The sequence below is a fragment of the Antarcticibacterium sp. 1MA-6-2 genome (genome assembly GCF_021535135.1).
Lineage (GTDB): Bacteria > Bacteroidota > Bacteroidia > Flavobacteriales > Flavobacteriaceae > Gillisia.
Genome location: NZ_CP091036.1, coordinates 3,097,510 through 3,119,209 on the forward strand (window position 1 = coordinate 3,097,510; position 21,700 = coordinate 3,119,209).

Annotated in this window: 20 protein-coding genes and 4 pseudogenes; 12 read left to right on the top strand and 12 right to left on the bottom strand. The window is 37.9% G+C overall.

What is annotated here, in order from left to right; all coding sequences use genetic code 11:
* The first annotated feature begins 67 nt into the window (after positions 1-67).
* The 7 genes from LZ575_RS15815 to LZ575_RS15845 all read left to right on the top strand — a co-directional run bounded on the left by LZ575_RS15815 (position 68) and on the right by LZ575_RS15845 (position 8,091).
* On the top strand, positions 68-844 hold the full coding sequence (locus LZ575_RS15815; RefSeq protein ID WP_235325509.1) for a DUF3108 domain-containing protein: 777 nt from the start codon (positions 68-70) through the stop codon (positions 842-844).
* An 11-nt stretch (positions 845-855) separates the two neighbouring features.
* On the top strand, positions 856-1,824 hold the full coding sequence (locus LZ575_RS15820; protein WP_235325511.1) for a tryptophan 2,3-dioxygenase family protein: 969 nt from the start codon (positions 856-858) through the stop codon (positions 1,822-1,824).
* 2 nt (positions 1,825-1,826) lie between these two features.
* Positions 1,827-2,978, top strand: a complete 1,152-nt coding sequence (locus LZ575_RS15825) for a peptidoglycan DD-metalloendopeptidase family protein (protein WP_311195831.1) — start codon at positions 1,827-1,829, stop codon at positions 2,976-2,978.
* Positions 2,979-3,059: 81 nt separating this feature from the next.
* A complete protein-coding gene (gene pgi / locus LZ575_RS15830) occupies positions 3,060-4,691 on the top strand; it encodes a glucose-6-phosphate isomerase (protein ID WP_235325513.1) in 1,632 nt (543 codons plus the stop codon).
* Between the two features lie 190 nt (positions 4,692-4,881).
* Entirely contained in the window at positions 4,882-5,982 is a 1,101-nt protein-coding gene (locus LZ575_RS15835; RefSeq protein ID WP_235325516.1) for a TonB-dependent receptor, read from the top strand.
* Positions 5,939-7,567, top strand: a complete 1,629-nt coding sequence (locus tag LZ575_RS15840) for a hypothetical protein (protein ID WP_235325518.1) — start codon at positions 5,939-5,941, stop codon at positions 7,565-7,567. Before LZ575_RS15835 ends, LZ575_RS15840 begins: the two co-directional genes overlap by 44 nt.
* Positions 7,568-7,653: 86 nt before the next feature.
* A complete protein-coding gene (locus LZ575_RS15845) occupies positions 7,654-8,091 on the top strand; it encodes a hypothetical protein (RefSeq protein ID WP_235325519.1) in 438 nt (145 codons plus the stop codon).
* A 15-nt stretch (positions 8,092-8,106) separates the two neighbouring features.
* Here LZ575_RS15845 and LZ575_RS15850 read toward each other — a convergent pair whose 3' ends face one another.
* The 5 genes and pseudogenes from LZ575_RS15850 to LZ575_RS15870 all read right to left on the bottom strand — a co-directional run bounded on the left by LZ575_RS15850 (position 8,107) and on the right by LZ575_RS15870 (position 11,022).
* Positions 8,107-8,805 (bottom strand): HD domain-containing protein, encoded by a 699-nt coding sequence (locus LZ575_RS15850; protein WP_235325521.1) that lies wholly within the window; start codon positions 8,803-8,805, stop codon positions 8,107-8,109.
* A 2-nt stretch (positions 8,806-8,807) separates the two neighbouring features.
* On the bottom strand, positions 8,808-9,539 hold the full coding sequence (locus LZ575_RS15855) for a 1-acyl-sn-glycerol-3-phosphate acyltransferase (RefSeq protein ID WP_235325523.1): 732 nt from the start codon (positions 9,537-9,539) through the stop codon (positions 8,808-8,810).
* 41 nt (positions 9,540-9,580) lie between these two features.
* The gene (locus LZ575_RS15860; RefSeq protein WP_235325525.1) at positions 9,581-9,976 is read right to left on the bottom strand and encodes a hypothetical protein; all 396 of its coding nucleotides are present in this window, start codon (positions 9,974-9,976) and stop codon (positions 9,581-9,583) included.
* A gap of 99 nt (positions 9,977-10,075) precedes the next feature.
* Positions 10,076-10,487, bottom strand: a pseudogene (locus LZ575_RS15865) (BrxA/BrxB family bacilliredoxin).
* A gap of 136 nt (positions 10,488-10,623) precedes the next feature.
* On the bottom strand, positions 10,624-11,022 hold the full coding sequence (locus LZ575_RS15870; RefSeq protein WP_235325527.1) for a hypothetical protein: 399 nt from the start codon (positions 11,020-11,022) through the stop codon (positions 10,624-10,626).
* Between the two features lie 164 nt (positions 11,023-11,186).
* On the opposite strand from LZ575_RS15870, the gene LZ575_RS15875 reads away from it, so the two are divergent.
* Positions 11,187-11,918: a TerB family tellurite resistance protein gene (locus tag LZ575_RS15875; RefSeq protein ID WP_235325529.1), complete on the top strand. Its 732-nt coding sequence runs from the start codon at positions 11,187-11,189 to the stop codon at positions 11,916-11,918.
* Between the two features lie 52 nt (positions 11,919-11,970).
* On the opposite strand, the gene LZ575_RS15880 is transcribed toward LZ575_RS15875, so the two are convergent.
* The 4 genes from LZ575_RS15880 to LZ575_RS15890 all read right to left on the bottom strand — a co-directional run bounded on the left by LZ575_RS15880 (position 11,971) and on the right by LZ575_RS15890 (position 14,804).
* Positions 11,971-12,363, bottom strand: coding sequence for a thioredoxin family protein (locus LZ575_RS15880; RefSeq protein ID WP_235325531.1), 393 nt, complete (start codon positions 12,361-12,363; stop codon positions 11,971-11,973).
* An 83-nt stretch (positions 12,364-12,446) separates the two neighbouring features.
* Entirely contained in the window at positions 12,447-12,713 is a 267-nt protein-coding gene (locus LZ575_RS22705; RefSeq protein ID WP_255702634.1) for a TonB-dependent receptor, read from the bottom strand.
* Positions 12,710-14,182 carry a TonB-dependent siderophore receptor gene (locus LZ575_RS15885; RefSeq protein WP_255702635.1) on the bottom strand — a complete coding sequence of 491 codons (1,473 nt, stop codon included), beginning with the start codon at positions 14,180-14,182 and terminating at the stop codon, positions 12,710-12,712. Before LZ575_RS15885 ends, LZ575_RS22705 begins: the two co-directional genes overlap by 4 nt.
* Entirely contained in the window at positions 14,121-14,804 is a 684-nt protein-coding gene (locus LZ575_RS15890) for a TonB-dependent receptor plug domain-containing protein (protein WP_235325533.1), read from the bottom strand. The genes LZ575_RS15885 and LZ575_RS15890 overlap by 62 nt, the downstream gene beginning before the upstream one ends.
* A 100-nt stretch (positions 14,805-14,904) precedes the next feature.
* On the opposite strand from LZ575_RS15890, the pseudogene LZ575_RS15895 reads away from it, so the two are divergent.
* From LZ575_RS15895 to LZ575_RS15905, 3 genes and pseudogenes are all read left to right on the top strand, one after another.
* Positions 14,905-15,561 (top strand): annotated as a pseudogene (locus LZ575_RS15895) (metal-dependent transcriptional regulator).
* Between the two features lie 4 nt (positions 15,562-15,565).
* Positions 15,566-16,389: pseudogene (locus LZ575_RS15900) on the top strand (ZIP family metal transporter).
* A 48-nt stretch (positions 16,390-16,437) separates the two neighbouring features.
* Entirely contained in the window at positions 16,438-16,857 is a 420-nt protein-coding gene (locus tag LZ575_RS15905; RefSeq protein ID WP_235325535.1) for a hypothetical protein, read from the top strand.
* A 228-nt stretch (positions 16,858-17,085) separates the two neighbouring features.
* Here LZ575_RS15905 and feoB read toward each other — a convergent pair.
* The 3 genes and pseudogenes from feoB to LZ575_RS15925 all read right to left on the bottom strand — a co-directional run bounded on the left by feoB (position 17,086) and on the right by LZ575_RS15925 (position 20,162).
* A pseudogene (gene feoB, locus LZ575_RS24335) lies at positions 17,086-19,179 on the bottom strand (ferrous iron transport protein B).
* 1 nt (position 19,180) lies between these two features.
* Positions 19,181-19,411: a FeoA family protein gene (locus LZ575_RS15920; RefSeq protein WP_235325539.1), complete on the bottom strand. Its 231-nt coding sequence runs from the start codon at positions 19,409-19,411 to the stop codon at positions 19,181-19,183.
* 79 nt (positions 19,412-19,490) lie between these two features.
* A complete protein-coding gene (locus LZ575_RS15925) occupies positions 19,491-20,162 on the bottom strand; it encodes an SCO family protein (protein ID WP_235325541.1) in 672 nt (223 codons plus the stop codon).
* Positions 20,163-20,315: 153 nt separating this feature from the next.
* Here LZ575_RS15925 and rseP point away from each other — a divergent pair, with 153 nt between their 5' ends.
* Positions 20,316-21,635 (top strand): RIP metalloprotease RseP, encoded by a 1,320-nt coding sequence (gene rseP / locus LZ575_RS15930; RefSeq protein WP_235325549.1) that lies wholly within the window; start codon positions 20,316-20,318, stop codon positions 21,633-21,635.
* The last annotated feature ends 65 nt before the right edge of the window (positions 21,636-21,700 follow it).

The window sequence follows — 21,700 nt, forward strand, 5'->3', positions numbered from 1 at the left end:
GAATAGAAATTGTAATTCTTACAAATAGATGGGCCAAATGTGATAAGCCTCTATTAAATTTTGATATATGAAAAACGGGATTACTATAATTTCACTTCTACTATTACTTCTTCCTTTTCAAATTTTTTCTCAGCAGGCTTTTGACCATGGGGAATGGTTTAAGTTTCGGGTTCATTACGGTCCTATAAATGCGGGCTATGCAACTCTAAATGTAAAGGAGACCAACTTTAATAATAAAAAAGTATTCCACGTTGTAGGAAAAGGTAAATCATCAGGTATGCTCCACCTGGTATTTAAAGTTGAAGATAATTATGAAAGTTATATAGATGCAAATAACGGTTTGCCATACAGGTTTATTCGTCAAATTGATGAAGGTGGCTATACTAAAGATCTTCAAATAGATTTTAATCAGTCTCAAAATAAAGCTTTTGTATTTGATCGTAAGAATAATGAGAATCATAATTATTCGACTCCGGATAATGTTCATGATATGCTTTCAGCTTTTTATTACCTCCGCAATGATTTAAACGAAAAAGCTTTAATTCCTGGGCAGGAGTATAACCTCAATATGTTTTACGATAAAGAACATCACGAGTTCAAGTTAAAGTTCCTGGGAAAGGAGGTTATTAAGACAAAATTTGGTAAAATTGCCACTTTAAAATTCCGGCCCTACGTTTTGGCAGGAAGAGTGTTTGAGGAGAAGGAAAGCCTTACTTTTTGGGTGAGTGACGATTTAAATAAAATGCCTGTAAAGATAAGTGCAAACCTGGCTGTAGGTTCTCTTAATGCCAGCCTGGATGAATTTAAAGGTTTAAAACATCCTCTGCAGATAATATACGATTAAAGTTAGATTGAATGAAAGAGATCAAGCCCGAAATTGCTGAACGAATTTTACAACTTGAAGAGAAGTTCAAAAATTCCGGGCAGGATATGGGTTCTTACCTGGATGGTCTTTTATATGACAAATATTTAACCTATTGGGATTATATAAGTCTGGATACTCTTTTAAGCCTTCAGAATACAAAAACCCAATTCCCAGATGAAGAGATCTTCATCACTTACCATCAAATTACTGAACTTTATTTTAAGCTCATGATCCATGAGCAAAAGCAAATAATTGCTGAAGAGTATCTTACTGCGAAGTTCTATCTTGAAAAACTGGACAGGCTTAACCGCTATATTAGAATTCTTATTAATTCTTTTGATGTCATGATCAAAGGAATGGACAGGGATCAATTTTTAAAATTCCGGATGGCTCTGTTGCCTGCAAGTGGTTTCCAGTCCGCTCAGTTCAGGATGATAGAAATTTATTCCACACCTCTTGAGCATTTGATCACTCATAACGAACGCAATTCTTTTACTCCAGCTAATCCTATTGAAGAGCTTTATGAAAATTCTTACTGGAAAAAAGGAGGAATTGATCTTTCTACCAAAGAAAAAACTCTTACCTTAAAACAGTTTGAGCTAAGGTATACGCGAAGATTTCTTCGTATTGCTAATGAAGTAAAAGGCAAAACGCTTTATCATAAATTTTTGATGCTTCCTGAGGAGGAAAGGAACAATAAGAATTTAATTGAAGCGTTGCGTACTTTTGATGTTAATGTAAATGTAAACTGGTTGTTGATGCACATGGGGGCAGCGCATCGTTACCTAAGGAAGGATAAAAATACAATTGCAGCGACAGGAGGAACAAATTGGAAAGAATTTTTACCTCCTAGTTTTCAGAAGAATTCATTTTTTCCGAATTTATGGTCACAGGAGGAATTTAATAATTGGGGCAGGGAATGGGTAACTCACTTGTTTAATAAAGAAAATATCAATTAAAATTGAAAAAATTAAGTTACTTACTATTACTGGGTCTTTCCCTCACCGCCTGTAAGCAGGAAAAGGAAACCCGTGAAATTACTGAAGCCAAAGTAATTGAGCAGCCGCCGATTCTTGAAGAATATGGATTTGTATTAAATGATTTTGAAGTAGTACGGGATACCATAAGATCGGGAGATTTCTTCGGGAGTATAATGAACAATCATGGAGTGAGTGCTCAAAAAGTTTATGAAATCACTCAACAGGCAGGTAAAGAGTTTGACCCTACAAAGTTGATTGTAGGAAAGCCATATGTAATCCTGAAAGAAAAGGATTCCGCATCTACACCCAGTGCTTTTATTTATGAAAACGATCGTATAGAATATACAATCGTAAAAATAAAGGATAGTGTTTCTGTAGAAAAGGCGAAAAAACCTGTAACTATAAAGAGAAAAACGGTTTCAGGAGTAATAGTTAGTAATCTTTCAGATGCTATTACAAATGAAGGTTTAAGTATTTTACTTTCTTATGAGTTGAGCAATATTTACCAGTGGAGTATAGATTTCTGGAAATTGCAAAAGGGGGACAAGTTCAAGATGGTGTATAATGAACGCTACATCAACGATACAATTTACGCAGGATTAGAAAGTATAGAAGGAGCAGTGTTTGTTCATCAGGATAAACCCTATTATGCTTTTAATTACGCTGCTAATACAGAAAATTCTGATACAGATTTTTACGATGAAAAAGCACGGCCACTGGAGAGTTTTTTCTTAAAGGCGCCGCTAAATTTCAGCAGGATTTCTTCCCGATTTTCAGGAAGAAGATTTCATCCCGTGCAAAAAACCTGGAAAGCTCATAAAGGTACCGATTATGCTGCGCCTCATGGAACTCCAATTTGGTCTACGGCAAACGGGGTTGTAATAGCCTCTGGTTATACAGCGGGAAATGGGAATTATGTAAAGGTTAAACACAACGACACCTATACCACACAATACCTTCATATGTCGAAAAGAAATGTGAGAGTGGGTGAAAGAGTTAAACAGGGAGATGTCATAGGATTTGTAGGAAGTACAGGTCTTGCTAGGCCCTCACGTGTGTTACCGTTTTTGGGTGAGAGGAGAACAGGTGGACCCTTTCAGGCAAAATCTTCCATCGGCCGAACCAATAGTTGATAGTTTACGAGATGATTATTTTGCAGCAATAGAACTTAGTGAAGACTAGATTGGAGTCCATACCATTTAAAGAAATTTAGAATGAAAAATATAGATCCTACTACAACAGAAAGCTGGAAGAAACTCCAGGAGATATTTCAAGAGACAAAGAATTTGAAGATGAAGGATCTTTTTCAGGAAGATCCGGAGCGATCTGGTAATTTTACCATTCAATGGAAAGATTTTTATGTAGATTTCAGTAAAAACAGGATCACGGCGGAAGTTCAGCAAGCATTACTGGGATTAGCACAGGACACTGGACTTAAGGAAGCAATAGAATCTTATTATGGCGGAGAAGCTATTAACAGGACCGAAGGCTTACAGGTATTACATACTGCTTTACGGGCACCTGAAGATTCAGAAGTTTTAGTAGATGGTAAAAATGTTATTCCTGAAGTTTACGAGGCTAAAAGAAAGATCAGGGAATTTTCGCAACAAATAATAAATGGGGCGAAAAAGGGATATACAGATCAGGCTTTTACAGATGTAGTGAACATCGGGATTGGAGGATCAGATCTTGGACCCGTTATGGTGACTGAAGCACTGCAGTTTTATAAAAACCACCTTAATGTACATTACATTTCCAATGTAGACGGTGATCACGTTCATGAGACATTAAAAGATCTTAATCCTGAAACCACCCTTTTTGTTATTGTTTCAAAAACTTTCACAACCCAGGAAACCTTAAGTAACGCTAACACAGCCAGAGACTGGTTTAAAAAATCTTCTCCGGCTGATGCTGTTTCAAAACATTTTGTGGCCGTATCAAGTAATATTTCCAAAGTAGAAGAATTTGGAATTGCTTCTGAAAATATTTTCCCAATGTGGGATTGGGTTGGCGGCCGATTTTCTCTTTGGAGTGCAGTAGGTTTATCTATTAGCCTGGCGGTGGGATACAGCCAGTTTAATGAATTGTTAGAAGGAGCTCATCAAATGGATGTTCATTTTAAAACTGAAGATTTTGAAAAGAACATCCCGGTGCAGCTGGCCTTACTCAGCATTTGGTATAATAATTTTTATAAAGCTGAAAGTGAAGCCGTAATTCCCTATACGCAGTACCTGCAAAAATTGCCTTCCTATCTTCAACAGGCAATTATGGAAAGCAATGGTAAAAGCGTTGACCGCAACGGGAACAAAGTTTCCTACCAAACCGGGAATATTATTTGGGGTGAGCCCGGCACTAATTCTCAGCATGCCTTTTTCCAATTGATCCATCAGGGTACCAAGCTTATTCCGGCTGATTTTATTGGGTTTAAAAAATCTCTTTATAAAGACAGGGATCATCATCATAAGCTTATGGCTAATTATTTTGCCCAGACAGAGGCTTTATTAATGGGCAAAACTTCTAACGAGGTTCAAAAAGAACTGGAAGAAAAGAAAATGGCTTCTGAAGAATTGAATGTATTAAGACCATTCAAGGAATTTGACGGGAATAAACCCACCACTTCAATTCTAATAGACCAATTGACTCCCACCAGTTTGGGAAAATTAATAGCCATGTATGAACACAAAATTTTTGTACAGGGAGTGATTTGGAATATTTACAGTTATGACCAATGGGGGGTAGAATTAGGGAAGCAATTAGCTTCAAAAATTCTTTCAGAAATTGATCGACTTGACGTTTCAAACCATGATAGTTCTACTAAAAATCTCTTAAAATTCTATTTAAACTAACTATTTCGAAATAGTTAATAAACTGTTAGCTACTTACTGTTCCTTAATTTTCAGGGGGTTATTTGTTTTAATTAAATTTGTCCGGCATTAGATGTTAAAGGTCGAAACCTTAACAATTAGTTAAAGTTTTATAACCATAAAATCACTTCTTTTGCCACGAATTATAAACTCAAAACAAACAACTTTTAAAATGAGGAAATTATTAGCACTAGCAGTGTTTTTTTTAACGTCTGCTACGATTTTTGCTCAAGGAACCATTACCGGAACGGTAGTAGATTCTGACATGAATGCCCCACTACCTGGTGCAAACGTAAAGGTAGTAGGTACAAACACAGGGACCACTACCGACTTTGATGGCCGTTTTGCCCTTAGCGTTCCTAACGCAAGCGGTACGTTGGAAATTACTTTTGTGGGATTTGAAAGAAAGACAGTAGCATATTCTGTAGCTGCAGGTCAAACTCAAAATTTAGGAAATATTGTTTTAGGCACTGATGCCGATGCTCTTTCGGAAGTTATAGTAATTGGTAGAGGAGTTATCGACGTTGCAATTGGAAGACAAACTCCTGTAGCTGTTTCAACAATAACTTCTGCTGAAATAGAAAAAAGTGCAGGAAACATGGAGTTTCCAGAGATGTTAAGATCTATGCCGTCTGTTTATGCTAATACTTCCGGAGGTGGATATGGTGACTCTGAAATGAGAGTTCGTGGATTTGACCAGAGTAATACCGCATTCCTTCTAAATGGTCAACCAATCAATGGTATGGAGGATGGAAATATGTACTGGAGTAACTGGCAGGGAGTAAGAGATATTGCCAATGCAGTACAAGTTCAGAGAGGTCTGGGAGCTTCAAAACTTGCTATTTCTTCTGTTGGAGGAACTGTTAACATCGTAACACAAACCTATAACAACGTTGAGAGAGGATTTGTTTCTGGAGAAATTGCTAACAACAATTACTATAAGACAACTGCCTACTACACTACAGGTAAAAATGATCTTGGCTGGTCTTCCACCTATATGCTATCCAGATGGCAGGGAGATGGAAATTTCTATAAAGGAACCGCTGGAGAAGGTTTAACCTATTTCTTCTCAGTTGGATACAGACCTTCTGATGAGCACGCCTTTAACTTACTTATTACAGGAGCCCCTCAAACCCACGGTCAGGCATATCAAGGTAGTATAAATGCCGCTTTGACCCGCGGAAGAGATTACAACGAAAATTGGGGTTACTTAAACGGTAGCTTATATAATGAGCGTACAAACTTCTATCACAAACCTAGTTATCAACTTTAACTGGGACTGGAATATGAGCGATGCTTCAAGTTTATCTACTGTTGCTTATGCTTCTACTGGAACTGGAGGGGGTACAGGTCCATTAGGTAGATTTGGAAGCAAATTTAATGATGCAGGCCAAATCAATTTTGACCAAATAGTTGCAAGTAACAGAAGCATAACTCCTACGATGGTTGTTGGGGAAGAGCTTCAAATTGGTAATAATCCTGCGGTTCAGGGAGAAAGAGGTTACATTACAAGAGCTTCTATGAACAATCACTTTTGGGTAGGTGCAGTATCAAGCTTTAACCACGAATTAAGTGAAAACCTGGAATTAAATGTTGGTGCAGATTATAGATTTTATAAGGGTGACCACTATAGACAGGTAACAAATTTCCTTGGACTTGATGGTTGGTATGAAAATGGAAATGGTTCTATCCCTGCTGGACAAACAGTTTTCCAAAGCTTTGATGTTAGTCTTTTTGGTCCTACTTTTAACAAAGCAAGAGGAGATCAACAGATTGATTATAGTTACTCTGAGGATATTGCTTACATAGGTGGATTTGGACAGATTGAGTACAGGAATGATAGTTTCTCGACTTTTTTACAGGGAGCATTGTCAAGTCAATCTCACCAAAGGTTTGATTACTTTAATTATACTATGCCATCTGATCAGGAATCTGCTAAAATTACTAACACAGGTTACAATGTAAAAGGTGGGGCTAACTATAATATAAGTGAAGTTCACAATGTTTTTGCTAACGCAGGTTTTTATTCCCGTCAACCTTTCCACGACAATATTTTTCTCAACTTCGAGAATGATATTAATCCTTTAACTGAAAATGAGGAAATTACGGGGATCGAAGCCGGATATGGTTATAGCACAAGATTGTTTAGCGCAAATATCAATGGATATTTTACGAAATGGGCAAACAGAACTGAAACAAGAACTACTTTCCTTGACCTGGTTGGTGAGGACGGTGTTGATGAAGAGTACTTCGCTAATTTTAACCTAATTGAACAAACTCACTACGGTGTGGAATTGGATTTTATTTTCAGGCCAACAACTACATTATCTGTAACAGGTTTTGCTGCTGTAGGAGATTGGAAATATTCAGCAAATCCTGTGCAATCATTATTTGATTCAAGCACTTTAGATCCTGTTGAAGGTCTTTCAAATACTATTTCTTATATTGATGGGGAGAAAGTAGGTAACGCACCACAAACATCTTTTAATCTTGGAGTAGAATATGATGTTTTACCAAATCTTTCCGTAGATGCAGATTGGTATTACTATGCTGATCTTTACGCAGGTATTGATCCTATTTCTTTCACCGATCCTGAAGCATCCAATGAAATTATAAAAGTTCCTTCTTATGATCTTGTTAGACTTGGAGCTTCCTATAGTATTCCATTGCAAGGTAGAAGTTCATTAAACTTTAGGGCTAATGTAGATAATCTATTTAATGAAGTATATCTTTCGAGTCTCGCAACTAATCGACCTGTGGAAGATGGTGCAGCTACCTACAAAGGTATTAACACTGCAAACAGAGCATTTTTTGGTTACGACAGACAATGGAGCTTGAGCGTTAAGTACAACTTCTAGGAAAATCTTATATTAATAGAGAAACGCCACGGGAAGCCGTGGCGTTTTTTATTGGAAAAAACTATCTTTACTAAAAATTAGTAATTATGTACGAAACTGTTCTGTTTATTCATTCCTACTGGGCATATCTGGTGCTACTTATTTTAATAATCGCTACAGTGAATTCTTTGGTAGGGTATTTTTCAAATAAAGAATATGGTGCTACAAATTTTCGAATAGCCCTCTTCACTTTAATAGTTTCACATATTCAAATACTAATAGGAATTGTTCTTTTCTTTACGGCTCCCTATTTAAGTGCGTTTGGAAAAGTTGGAATGGGTGGTGTTATGAGCGATAGTACCTTGCGCTTGTATATAATTGAACATCCACTTATGATGTTGATTGCAGTAGCACTTATAACTATAGGTTACTCCAAACATAAAAAGAAGCTTACCTCCAGGCCAAAATTTAAGATGCTGGCAATTTTCTATAGTTTAGGCCTTCTATTCGTATTATCAAGAATCCCGTGGAGCAACTGGTTCTAAATTAAATTTTAGGAATCACCGCTTACCTTCCCATTCGGCATAGAAATGGTCAAGAAACTGTTCCATAAATCTATGACGCTCTGCGGCTAGTGTTCTCCCCGTTTTAGTATTCATCCTGTCCTTTAACAGGAGAAGTTTTTCATAAAAATGATTTATTGTGGGAGCTGTTGAAGCTTTGTATTCTTCTTTAGTCAGGGAGAGGTTTGGCTTTACTCCAGGATCATAAAGAGCTCTTCCTTTAAATCCACCGTAATTAAAGGTTCGGGCTATTCCAATTGCCCCCAAAGCATCCAGTCTGTCAGCATCCTGTATAATTTCAAGCTCTTTTGAACAGAATTCCTGCCTCTCATTTCCCCCTTTAAAAGAGACATTTTCAATAATTTTCACAACCTGATCGATTGTATATTGATCCACCCCTTGTTCAGATAAAAAATTTCTGGCCGTTTTTGGCCCCACTGTTTCATCACCATTGTGAAATTTATAGTCGGCTATGTCGTGCAGTAAAGCTCCCAGAACGACTATAAACTCATTGGCCCCTTCTTCCCTGTTAATAAGGAGAGCGTTGTTTAAAACCCGCTCAATATGAAAGTAATCGTGTCCTCCTTCAGCATCTTTGAGAGAAGCTTCTACAAAAATCTTAGTCTTTTGGATAATTTGGTCCTGTGTCAACGGGGAGTGGTTTGGACTGGTGCCAATGGGAAAACGATTTGTCATTTTTATTTAATATCTTTTATAATGGTGCGCTCTACAAGGGCAATAAGCGCTTCGGGTTCCTGGGAGTTGACCGGGATAGGTTCGTGAACTTTCAGTTTAACGTGAACCCCCATCCCCAGGGGAAAACTTCCATATTTAAATAATTTCCAGGAGTTGTTTACTGTTATAGGAACTACTAAAGCATCGGGTAACTTTTTGAAGAGGACCTGTAACCCTGTAACGGCAAATTTCTTGGGTTGCCCCGTCCTGCTACGGGTTCCTTCAGGGAATATTACGGCAGATCTATTTGTTTCCTTTAAATAAGCCGCAAATTTTGAAATAGTTACTACCGCCTGCCTTGGATTCTTTCGATCTATTAATGCAGAACCTCCATGTCTCAAATTGAATGAAATTCCCGGAATCCCTTTTCCCAGTTCTTTTTTACTCACAAACTTAGGATGTTGCTTGCGCAAATACCAAATAATAGGAGGAATGTCATATATTCCCTGATGGTTAGCAACAAAAATGCAGGTCCTGTTAACAGGAATATTAAAAGCATTATCTATACTAAACCGGGTGCCCATTATATTTAAGCAACGCATGAGCACAAGGTTAAAAATATCAACCGATTTTTTGTGCGCCTGGTACCCGCCTAGCTTAAGACATAGCCACTGTATTACGTGAAAAACAATAAGTGAGAGAAAAAAGAAAAAATAGCAAATGACCGATAAGGGGTAGGAAAGGATCTTTTTCATTGTACCGTTTGACTACAGCAAAAATAGACTTTTTTAAAAAATTACTTTATCCTTATACAGTTTCCGTTTTCACAGCCTAATTCAGCAGGTTCCGGAGGTAAGCTGCAATCGCTCATTACCTGGTTTTGTTCATTATAAGCTATTTCCATTTTAGTGTAGCGATTCACCATTTCCTGCAGCTTTTCGTTGTCAACTTTTGTGGAGAATACAAGGTAACCTTGAGGTCCTCCGCACGCTTTTCTTCCGTAAGGAATAAAAGAACACTGTTCACTTCCGGTACAGCTGCCCTGGGCTATATATTTCTCAATTTCTGAAAATTGCTGCTCCAGTTGAGCTTGTGTAATATTCTCATTTTTAAATTCTTCAGGATGATCTCCCAGGTTTTCACAACTGGCAACGGCAATTGTAAGGAAAAAGAAGTATAAAATAATCTTCATAGTAAATTAATACAGAAGGTGAAAATACAAAAACTCCCCTTTAAAATACAAAAACCGACCACATGTGTGGCTTACTGTATTTAATAGGTTTAGTTGAAATTAACAAAACTCATTGTATGCACTCACAAGATTTTCTGCAATCATTTGTGCAGGACGTCCTTCTATGTGATGACGCTCAAGCATATGAACTAATTCGCCATCCTTAAAAAGAGCCATTGAAGGAGAAGATGGAGGAAACGGTACCATAAAACCTCTGGCTTTATCTGTTGCTTCTCTGTCTACACCCGCAAAAACTGTTACAAGATTATCGGGCGTTTTTGCATTTTGCAGGGACATCCTGGCTCCCGGACGTGCGTTTGCAGCCGCGCAACCACATACTGAATTTACCACTACCAGGGTAGTTCCCTGTCTTTGCATTGCGGCCTCAACTTCAGCTTCTTGTATGTAATTCTTCAAATCCTACATTCGTAAGATCTTCTCTCATTGGTTTTACTAATTCTGCTGGATACATATATCGAATATTTTATTAAAAGTTTAAAACGTAAAGATACAGAATTTACTTCGGAATGAGATATCTCATCTAACTATAGGGACATAGCCAGAGCCTATTAAACCTGCAGTATTCATCATATTATAAAGCGACAATTCTACTGTTCTTTCTTTTCATTATTTTCCGCTGCCTCTGCTATTCTCTCTGCCTGGATAACAAGGTCTACTATTTGGGGTTGTGTAAGAATATCAGTCATGTCTGCACGTTCTTCTTCCTGCAATACGATCAATCTTTCTTTTTTCGCTGCTTCATTCATTTTTGAATTCAGCAGGTCTTTTCTTCTCATTGTAAATTCAATAATTTTCTTTTCCATCAGGATTTCCTGTTTGCTCGTTAAGCCCAATTCCCTCGCCCACATTTCAGTAGTTTCAGCTGCCCGTTCCTCAATTTCGGGATCGGGGTCCCCCTGGATAATACTTTGTGAAAAAGACATCGTACTTGTAAAAAATGCCAGGACGAAGATTAACAAAATGTATAATTTATTACTTGTTTTCATAATACCGGATTTTCCTAAATTTAAGGATTACAAGTTTATTTCCCGGTTAAAGACTGGTTAAAATTCTAACAATACTCCTATTTTAGACTGTTTTGACTCGTGCAGATAAGCTAAATAAGAACTCCAAATGCTATCTTTGCAATTAATAATTTCAAAGCAGATACATGTTCAAATGGATACTGGCCGTTATTGGCTTTATGTTTTACAGGTATGCGGGAGCTATTCTCGGTTTTATTTTAGGTACAGTAATAGATAACTGGTCCCGGTCGTCAGGGACTTATAAAAATGTGTTTTCGGGAGAAGCACAAACGGTATCTCCCGGTGATTTTGAGCTGAATCTATTATCCTTATGTTCCATTGTCATTAAAGCTGATGGTAAGGTTTCACAAACTGAACTTGATTATGTGAGGACATATTTCGTTCAGGCCTACGGAAAGGAGCGGGCAAATGCCACTTTTCGCACCTTTAATGAGGTCATCAAAAGCAGAGAAGTATCAGCTCAGCGAATTGGTCTTTACTTACAACAGCGTACTCGCTATGAAGTTAGACTTCAAATCCTGCATTTTCTATTTGGAATTGCAAAAGCAGACGGGCAGGTTTCCCAGGCTGAATTAAATCAATTACATCAAATTTCAGGATACTTAAATCTGATGAAAAGAGATTTTGAAAGCATTAAAGCAATGTTCTTCCAATCTGCCGATAATGCCTACAAGATCCTGGAAATTGAAAAATCTGCTACCGATGCCGAGGTTAAAAAAGCTTTTCGAACAATGGCAAAAAAGTATCACCCGGACAAGCTGCAGCATATGGATGAAGCTTACCAAAAAGGAGCTGAAGAAAAGTTCAGAAAAGTACAGGAAGCATATGAGCATATTCTAAAGGAAAGAGGAATTTAAAAACCCCCAATGACTTTTAACCAGGTTAATTATGAAAACCCTGAGTCAAAAATTAGTCTTTGATCAATATTTTCAATTTTTCTGTAGTGAGATATTCGTAACTCTTCCTGAGAACTTTAAAGTTTTCATCAAGCACCAGAATGACGGGAAACGAAACTGGTGTATTTTTTCGGCTGGCTAACAGCAGAGGTATTTGATGGATCGCGATCCTCTTCGTTTTAACCTGTTCATTCGTAAAAATCTGCCCATCAAATTTTATATTTTCAGTGCTTTCCGCATTCATTTTGACAGCATAAAAGTGGTTATTTAGAGCGGAAATAATTTCGGGATCTTTGAATGCCTGTTTGTCCATTTTTTTACAATACACACACCAGTCAGTATAAAAGTAGATCACCACGGGTTTTTTTTCCTCTTCCAATGATTCCTCCAGTTCTTCAAAGCCCATCCAGTTGATCTCATTTTGCTGAGCACAAACGTGAGTGAAGCTGATTAAAAAAAGAGAGCGATTAGATTTTTCATGATTTCGGTCTAGTTATGGAGATTTCCAATTTTGATTCCGAAGAAAAAAGTACGGGGTCGGGCTGGTCCATAGATGTAATCGGAATCCCGGGTAGGGCCGGAGTCAAAATCATCTTGATAAGCATTTAAAGCATTCTGAACACCCGCACTTAAATTAATGTGAAAATTCTCCGTAATATCGATATGTTGCTCAAGTTTCAAATTTATATCCCAAAAAGATGAAGATTCTCTCAACTCTAAAAATCCATTAGCATTGATCACTCTTGGGATAATCATGTTTCCCGTATAAGTACGGTAAGATCCAGGGAAAAATCTTCAAAAGGCCTGGTATTTATATTTAAGTAACCGTAAAAATCTGGATTTCTTACGAATTCGCTAATCACAATATCAGCTTCGGTTTGAGAGAGCGGATCTGCCTCATATAGAATTTGGTCTTCTTTGTATATAGATTGCTGGTAAGTTCCTCCCAGTTGGAAGGTTAGATCTAATGAAGGAGAAACACCAAATTCAAAATTGGTTCCTGTAACATAAGCCCCGCTTCCGTTTCTGATTTCCTTTAAAATGGATCCATTGGGCAAGCTGGCTCCGGTACTCACTGTAGTAAAGGGATCTTTTAGTTCAGTATAAAAACCTTCTAAAAGAAAATCTGTTTGTAACTTATTAATGCTTTTTGAATAGTTGAAAGAAGCAGTGTAGGCATTGGAATACTCTGTTTCCAGATCATCTGAAAGAATTACGAACTGCGGTTCTCCACCAACTGAAGAAATATGCAGATCTTCATTAAAGGCTTGCGGCGCTCTGAAACCACGGGCGTATCCTCCACGAAATTGTAACTCATCGGTAATGTTGTAAAGTAAGGTTAGCCTTGGACTCATTACGGTTTGATCTATTGCAGAAATTCTTCCAATGTTTTCTACGGTATATGTCCCAGAAACATTTATATGATCCAGCCTAGCACCTATCAATGCTGTGAAATTCTCCAGAGGCTTCCACTCGTACTGGCCAAATGCAGCATAGGAATTTACTTCCTGATCAATAAACCTTTTGTATCCCGCAATATTATCTTCTGTATTACTGTAATTATATTCGATTCCGGTGGTTAATACATCATTATTAGTAAAATTTCTGGTGACCTGAAAGCCTCCCAACAGCGCCAGATCTTCAGTATTTCCGTAGGCGTTAGAAGCTGAAATACTATCCATAGAAGTTCTGCCACCTCCAAGCCCACCATAATAACTCTTCCTGTCAGTATGCTGTCCGGAAATGTAAAGAGAATAGTTATTGCTCATTTCAGCATTTGAAAAATCATAGGTAAGTCCACCAATAACTGTATTATGGTTTAATTTTTCGGTTATATCTGTTAAATGCGGAGCAAGGGCTAATCTGTCGCCACCTCTTCTGTATTCTTTGAGAGCTGTAAGGTCCAAAGTAATCTTACTGGTTTCAGAAGGGTCCAAAAAAGCCTTGGCGCCTAAGGTGTTATTAGATAATTCAGTAATTTCAGTGAATCCATCGCCATTAGCATCATAAGCAGACCTATCGCGATTCATCCCATAAATGGTTACTCCTCTATTCAGATTTTCGGTTACTACAGAACCAGCAAAATTTATTGTTCTGTCAGGAATTTCACCTTCTATCAGGGATAGGTTGGAGGCAAGATTCCATGAATTTAAAACAGGTTCTTTAGTAATGATATTTACGGTGCTTAGCAATAGCATTAGATCCAAATAAAGCAGAGCCACCACTGCGAACCACTTCTACCCGGTCCAAAATAGAAGTAGGTATTTGTTCCAGTCCATAAACGCTATTTAAAGCACTGAAGACAGATCGGCTATTAATTAAAATCTGTGTATAACTTCCATCAAGTCCGTTTAGTCTTACCTGGGTAAATCCACAATTTTGACAATTAGTTTCTATTCGTACCCCCGGTTGAAAATTTAAAGTTTCAGCAACGGAGACCGATTGCGTGGCATTGAATAATTTAGAGTTAAGCACATTAACAATCACGGGAGCGTCTTTTAAGTTGATTCGGTTTCTTGTAGCACTTATGACTACCTGATCCAGACCCAAAGCATCTTCTTCCAATTTAATTATAAGTTTTCTATCATAATAGTCGCGGGGTCTTATGCTTATTTTTTTGGTTTTAAAACCTATGGCCTGAATGGTTAATTCTTCTATTTTATTTTCAAGCTTAAGAGAGAATATTCCTCTTTTATCTGCACTAACTCCTTTGCTTGTTCCGGATATAGAAATACTTGCAAAAGATATTGGTATATCATCATGAATGACTACTCCTTTGACTTCAGTGTTTTGAGCTCCTGCGGTCGAAAATAAAAGGCTGAAGAAGATAAAAACCTTAGTTTTCATTCAATTAATTTTTCACAAATTTATAAAAAATATTTAGGCGTATCTAAAAAATTGATTTATTAAATTAAAAAATGTATTTTTGGTACTTTAAATTATAAAAATGTTTAGCCTATCTGAAGAAAATTATCTTAAAGCCATTTTTCATCTTGAATCAAATTATCGAGGGGGTGTAAGTACTAATGCCCTGGCAGAAGAAATGCAGACTAAAGCATCTTCTGTAACAGACATGATAAAAAGATTATCAGACAAAGATTTGGTCAATTACAGGAAATATCAGGGTGTTAAATTAAGTGAAGCTAGAAGAAAGCGGCTGTTGGAGTAATTAGAAAGCACCTAGCTCTGGGAGGTTTTCCTGGTAGATAAATTAAATTTTAGCTGGGATGAGGTGCATGAAGTAGCAGAGCAATTAGAACATATTAAATCTGAAAAACTCACTAATGAGTTGGATAGGTTTCTTAAATATCCAAAGCGGGATCCCCATGGAGACCCTATTCCTGATGCAAATGGAAAATTTGAAATCCTGCACAAAGACCTTTTGGCCGATCTTGAAAAAGGAGAAACAGGTATTTGTGTAGGGGTAAAAGACTCTTCTCCTGCCTTTTTGCAATTTCTGGATAAGCACAGGATCTCATTGGGTAAAGAGATCACGATCCTTGAAAAAGAGATTTTTGACCAGTCTATGAAAATAAGAATCGAAAATGAAGAAATAAGGATCTCAAATCTTATTTCAGGAAATTTATATATAAAAATCACCTAACACAATGGAAAGTATAATTAATTATTTTGAGGGCCTGGATCCTATTCTTGCAGCGTTTCTTGCTACTCTTTTCACCTGGGGGCTTACAGCTTTAGGTGCTTCCCTGGTATTCCTGTTTAAAAATATGAGCAGGGGCTTTTTTGACGGTATGCTGGGATTTACGGGAGGCGTAATGGTAGCAGCCAGTTTCTGGAGTTTATTGGCTCCCGGGATAGAAATGAGCCCGGGGGAAGGATTTGTAAGAGTCATTCCATCTGTTGTGGGATTTGCCCTGGGAGCACTATTTTTATTCGGCCTGGATAAAGTTTTACCTCACCTGCATATCCATAACCAAATGGTTGATAAAGAAGGAATAAAAACTCCCTGGCACAAATCTACCCTGCTAACTTTAGCAATTACTATGCACAATATTCCAGAGGGTCTTGCAGTGGGTGTATTATTTGGAGCGGCAGCTGCAGGTTTTGACGGTGCAACTATTGGTGGGGCTGTGGCTTTGGCCCTGGGGATAGGACTTCAAAATTTTCCTGAAGGAATAGCAGTGGCAATGCCCTTACGCCTAAGCAGGGAATGTCCAGCTGGAAAAGTTTTAATTTTGGGCAACTCTCGGCAGCAGTGGAACTGATTGCAGCTGTTTTAGGTGCCTGGGCAGTTTTAACTTTTGAACCTATTTTACCATACGCGCTGTCCTTTGCTGCAGGAGCAATGATCTTTGTTGTAGTGGAAGAAGTAATTCCTGAATCTCAACAGGCAAAATTTACTGATGTTGCGACTTTAGGTTTTATAGGTGGTTTTATAATAATGATGACGCTGGACGTAGGATTGAGCTAATTTTTGCAACGCTAAGGTCAAAAGGCAGTCTTTATATAAAACATCTAAATGAAATACCTGCTAATCATTCTTCTTATTTTTCTTACAGGTGAAACCCTTGCTCAGGATACTACAGAGGTGAAAATCCACAACTCTGTTCTTAAGCTAGGAGAAATGCTAAACTTTGGAGATAGTTCCATAAAATTTAAAGAGGTAATTTCTGATTCCAGATGTCCTATTGGTGTAACCTGTATATGGGCAGGGGAGGCAGTAGTGAGAGTAGAATTATATAAAAATGGGATCTTTCAGAAGGAAAAAATTGAAACTGTAGGCGGAGGAAAAATTCCTTTAGATCTTTTAGCTGAAGAAATTTCCTATAATTTAAATGGGCTTATCCTTCTACCTTATCCAAAGGTAGAAACTACTGAAAAGCACGATCCTTACTCTCTGCACATTCAAATCAGCAAAATTTCAGATAGTTTAAATTAACTTCCGAAGAAAGGAAAATTACCTACCGACTGCGGTTGTTCTTAATCACAGCCACAACCCGATACCCCACAAGATTTATCTGCAGCTTTTTTGCCTTTAAGAAAAGCAGGTTTCCAAATAAATTTGGTAAACATATAGCCTACTGCTAAAATAAACGTGATTAAGACTAAGATTTCCTGTATAAGTTCCATAGTGATTCAGTCGGTTTAGAAATTAGATCTTACAATTTTATTTGAGAACCTGAAATGCGAGCAGAGCTACCAAATAGGCAAATCCACTCATTATAACAAGTTGTAGTACAGGCCATTTCCACGTATTAGTTTCCCGTTTTACAATAGCAAGTGTACTCATACATTGCATGGCAAAAGCATAAAACAGCAGCAGGCTCACCCCACTGGCGAATGTAAAAAGAGGACCTCCCAGGATGGGGTTTGATTCTGCAGCCATCCTGTTCTGGATGGTTTCTACTTCATCACTTCCAACGCTGTAAATTGTTGCCAGAGTTCCCACAAATACTTCTCTTGCAGCAAAGGAACTTAAAATAGCTATTCCAATTTTCCAGTCGTATCCCAGGGGAGTAAACACTGGTTCAATAGCTCTTCCTGTAATTCCTATATAAGAATTTTCCAGTTTAAAGGAGGCCACTTTTTCCTCAAATTCGGTTTCTGAAACATTTTCTGTTTGAGTACTTATTATTTCTTCAGCATTAGAGAAATTTTCTCCCGGGCCATAACTTGCCAGAACCCACAAAATAACAGAAATAGCCAGGATAATTTTTCCAGCTCCCAGTACAAATGATTTAGTCTTTTCTACTACGTTAATTGCCACATTTTTTGCCAGAGGAAGCTTGTAGTTTGGCATTTCAATGACAAAATAACTTTTGGATTTAATGTTCAGGATTTGATTGAGGATCCAGGCTGCGCCAATTGCAGTAACAAATCCTAATAAATACAGCAACATAAGTGTGATCCCCTGCAGGTTGAATCCCATAAAACTCCTGTCGGGAATTACGAGGGCAATAATTATAAGGTATACAGGTAATCTTGCTGAGCAGGTAGTAAAGGGTACTACAAGAATTGTTATAAGCCTTTCTTTCCAGTTTTCAATATTTCGTGTCGCCATTACCGCGGGAATAGCACAGGCAGTACCCGAAACCAGGGGAACCACGCTTTTTCCGCTAAGGCCGAACCTCCTCATTAACCTGTCCATTAAAAATACGACGCGGCTCATATACCCGCTTTCTTCCAAAACCGAAATAAACAGGAACAGGAATGCTATTTGGGGAATAAAAATTACAATTCCTCCCAGGCCGGGGATAATACCTTCAGCAATTAAGCTGGTAAAAGCACCCGGAGGCAGGATTTGAAGGGCCCATTCGCTAAATGCAGCAAAAGTAACATCTATAAAATCCATCGGATAACTGGACCAGTCATAAATTGCCTGAAATATCAAAAGCAGAATAAAGAAGAATATCACGTATCCCCAAACCTTATGAGTAAGCAGCCTGTCCAGCCTTATCCTGATATCTGTAGCTGAATTAACATCTACAGTCATCGTATCTTTTAGAAGATCATTAATAAATTTATACCTAAGGATGGTTTCTTTTTGCTGAAGGCGTTTTAGATCTCCTTCACTCTTGGTGTGAAAATCGGGATCTGTAGACAGGGAGTGCTAGGTTTACATTTCCGAAGTTGACATCCTGAGTAATGACCAACCAAAGTTTGTACAACGACTGGTTAGGAAAAGCTTTTCTCAACCTGTTGAAATACTCCGGATCCATGGAAGATGCATTTAAACACGGTTCTGTGGAGATTTTTTTATAATTGAGAATTAACTCTTTAAGTTCTTCTATTCCAGATCTTTTTCTTGCGCTTACAAGAGCGACTTTAGTTTTTAGTTGTTCTTCCAGTTTTTCTACATCAAGGCTAATTCCTTTTCTCTTCATCCTGTCGGCCATATTGATGACGAGGATGGTTGGAATTTCAAGATCTTTTATTTGTGTAAAAAGCAGGAGATTTCGTTTAAGGTTCTCCACATCGCTCACAACAACAGCAACATCTGGAAAATCTTTATCATTTTTGTTAAGGAGCAGTTCAATGACAACATTTTCATCCAGGGAGGAGGCGTTTAAGCTGTAGGTACCGGGAAGATCCAGGATGTGGGCTTTTATACCCCGCGGAAGTTTACAGATACCTTCCTTTTTTTCAACAGTAATCCCGGGATAGTTCCCCACCTGTTGATTTAAACCGTAAGCTGGTTAAAAACCGAAGTTTTCCCGGTATTGGGGTTTCCAATTAATGCTACATTAATTTGTTTCCCCATTTCAAGAAATTAGATCTATTTCTATATGAAGTGCAGTTTCCTTTCTTATAGCCAAATGACTTCCGTTAATATTGAGGTACAATGGATCCCGAAAAGGAGCAGTTTGAACAAGCTCAACCTGGTTTCCCGGGAGACACCCCATTTCCAGAAGCTTCAACGGAACATTGTCAACAGAAAATTCCCTGATGATCCCTTTCTGTCCCCGCTTTAAATGAGCAACTGTAAGCTTCATTTTTATTTAGATTGATTTTAAACAAGGCAAAAATAATGCAAAATAAAGTCTTAAAAAAGTTTAGGAGAGAAAAGAATATTTATCGTGTGATGTCCTTAAGAATTTTTACATCCCGCATTACCTCGTCTATTACCCCGGGTTGGGTACCGTCATAAAAACCTCTAATTTGGCCCTTTTTGTCTACCAGTACAAAATTTTCGGTATGGATCATATCATAGGGTCCGCCATCACCATCAGATTTTGTGGCGAGGTAGGACTTTCGGGCGAGGTCATAAATCTCCTTCTTATCCCCGGTTACCAGGTTCCATTTAGAATCATCAATTCCATTTTCTAAAGCATACTTTTTTAAAACGGGAACACTATCGTGTTGCGGAATAACAGTGTGAGAAAGCAAGAGGACCTCGGGATCGTTTTTTAGCTTTTCCTGGATCTTTTGCATATGATCTGTCATAATTGGGCAAATAGTGAGGCAGGTAGTAAAAAAGAAATCGGCTATATATATTTTGTCTTTGTAAAATTCCTGGGTGATGGTATCGCCATTTTGATTTAGAAGTTTAAAATCCCCAATCGTGTGATATTTTCTTATATACTGTACGGTGGTATCTACAAGTTCAGCATTTACCATGTCTGGTTGGTAAACGGGTAATCTTTTTTCAGGCTTTAAAATAGTGTATATCGTTATTATAATGATAACAGAGAGAATAAATAAAACAATAGCAAAGAACTTGTATTTGGCAAAGAATTTAAGCATAGCAATATTTATTTCTGCAAAATTACGGCCTGTAGATCAATTAGTAGCACTACAAAACTTAAAATTTGAATCTCCCTTAGACTCGATCATTTTTATGCTTTTTTGAGAGTGTTTAAAAGACTACTTTTGTGCGTTTTAAATTTTGAATACAGAATGGATCCATTTTTAATAAAAGCAATACAATTACTTCTTAGTTTATCTATATTAATCGTCCTACACGAGCTAGGTCACTTTATTCCCGCAAAAATTTTCAAGACCCGTGTTGAAAAATTCTTCTTATTTTTTGACGTAAAATTTGCCCTTTTTAAGAAAAAGATTGGTGATACAGTATACGGTATTGGGTGGCTTCCTTTAGGTGGTTATGTAAAGATCTCGGGGATGATCGATGAAAGTATGGACAGGGAGCAAATGGCGCAGGAGCCTAAACCCTGGGAATTTAGGAGCAAACCAAGATGGCAACGTTTAATTATTATGCTTGGTGGAGTAACCGTTAACCTCCTGTTAGGATTTTTCATTTATATGATAGTCCTATTTGTTTGGGGTAGCAGTTTTATTACCCCGGAAGACATGCCAAGGGGATTTGCGGTTGCCGAAGAATTTAAAGAGTTTGGTTTTGAAGATGGGGACAGGATCCTTGCGGTTAATGGAGAAGATTTCCTTTACGGCAGGGAGGACATAAATCGACACCTTTTTATGCGGGACGTGAGAAGAGTAACTGTATTACGCCAGAATGGTGAAGAAGAGACTATAGAAATTCCTGAAGAAATAGGAACGAGAATGTTCCAGGAAGGGGTTATGCAACCTTTTGTTCCTATTCAAAATGCTGTTCTGGACAGCGTTGTCGCTGGAAGAGCTGCTGCTATTGCAGGCTTACAGAAGGGCGACAGTTTAATTTCCTTCAATAAGCAGGAAATAGGATACTGGCATGATCTGGCTCCCCTTTCCCAGGATGCTAAAAATAAGGAAGTGGAAATCGTCTTTAAAAGAGGAGATGAAATAATGAGCACCACGGTTACTCCAGATGAAGAAGGATTATTAGGTGTTACTTCAAAGGGAGACTTTAATATTCAGAAAAGAGAGTACGGCCTTGCTGAAAGTATTACAGAAGGTTTTGAATATGGTTACTGGACCCTTCACGACTACGTAGCGCAATTTAAATATGTTTTTACTGCCAAAGGAGCTACACAAGTGGGTGGATTTGGTGCGATAGGAGGATTGTTTCCCGATGCCTGGAACTGGCAGGGATTCTGGCTTACAACAGCTTTATTGTCTATAATTTTAGCCTTTATGAACATACTGCCTATTCCTGCTTTAGATGGAGGGCACGTAGTATTTTTAATGTATGAACTGGTGACAGGCAGAAAGCCCAATGAAAAATTCATGGAATATGCCCAGCTGGTAGGATTCTTTATAATAATTGCGTTAGTACTGTTTGCAAACGGAAATGATGTCTACCGCTGGTTATTTGAATAAGAGACAAGAACTATAATTAGAACGCCGGAAAGAACTTCCGGCGTTTATATTTTACTGCGGTTTCA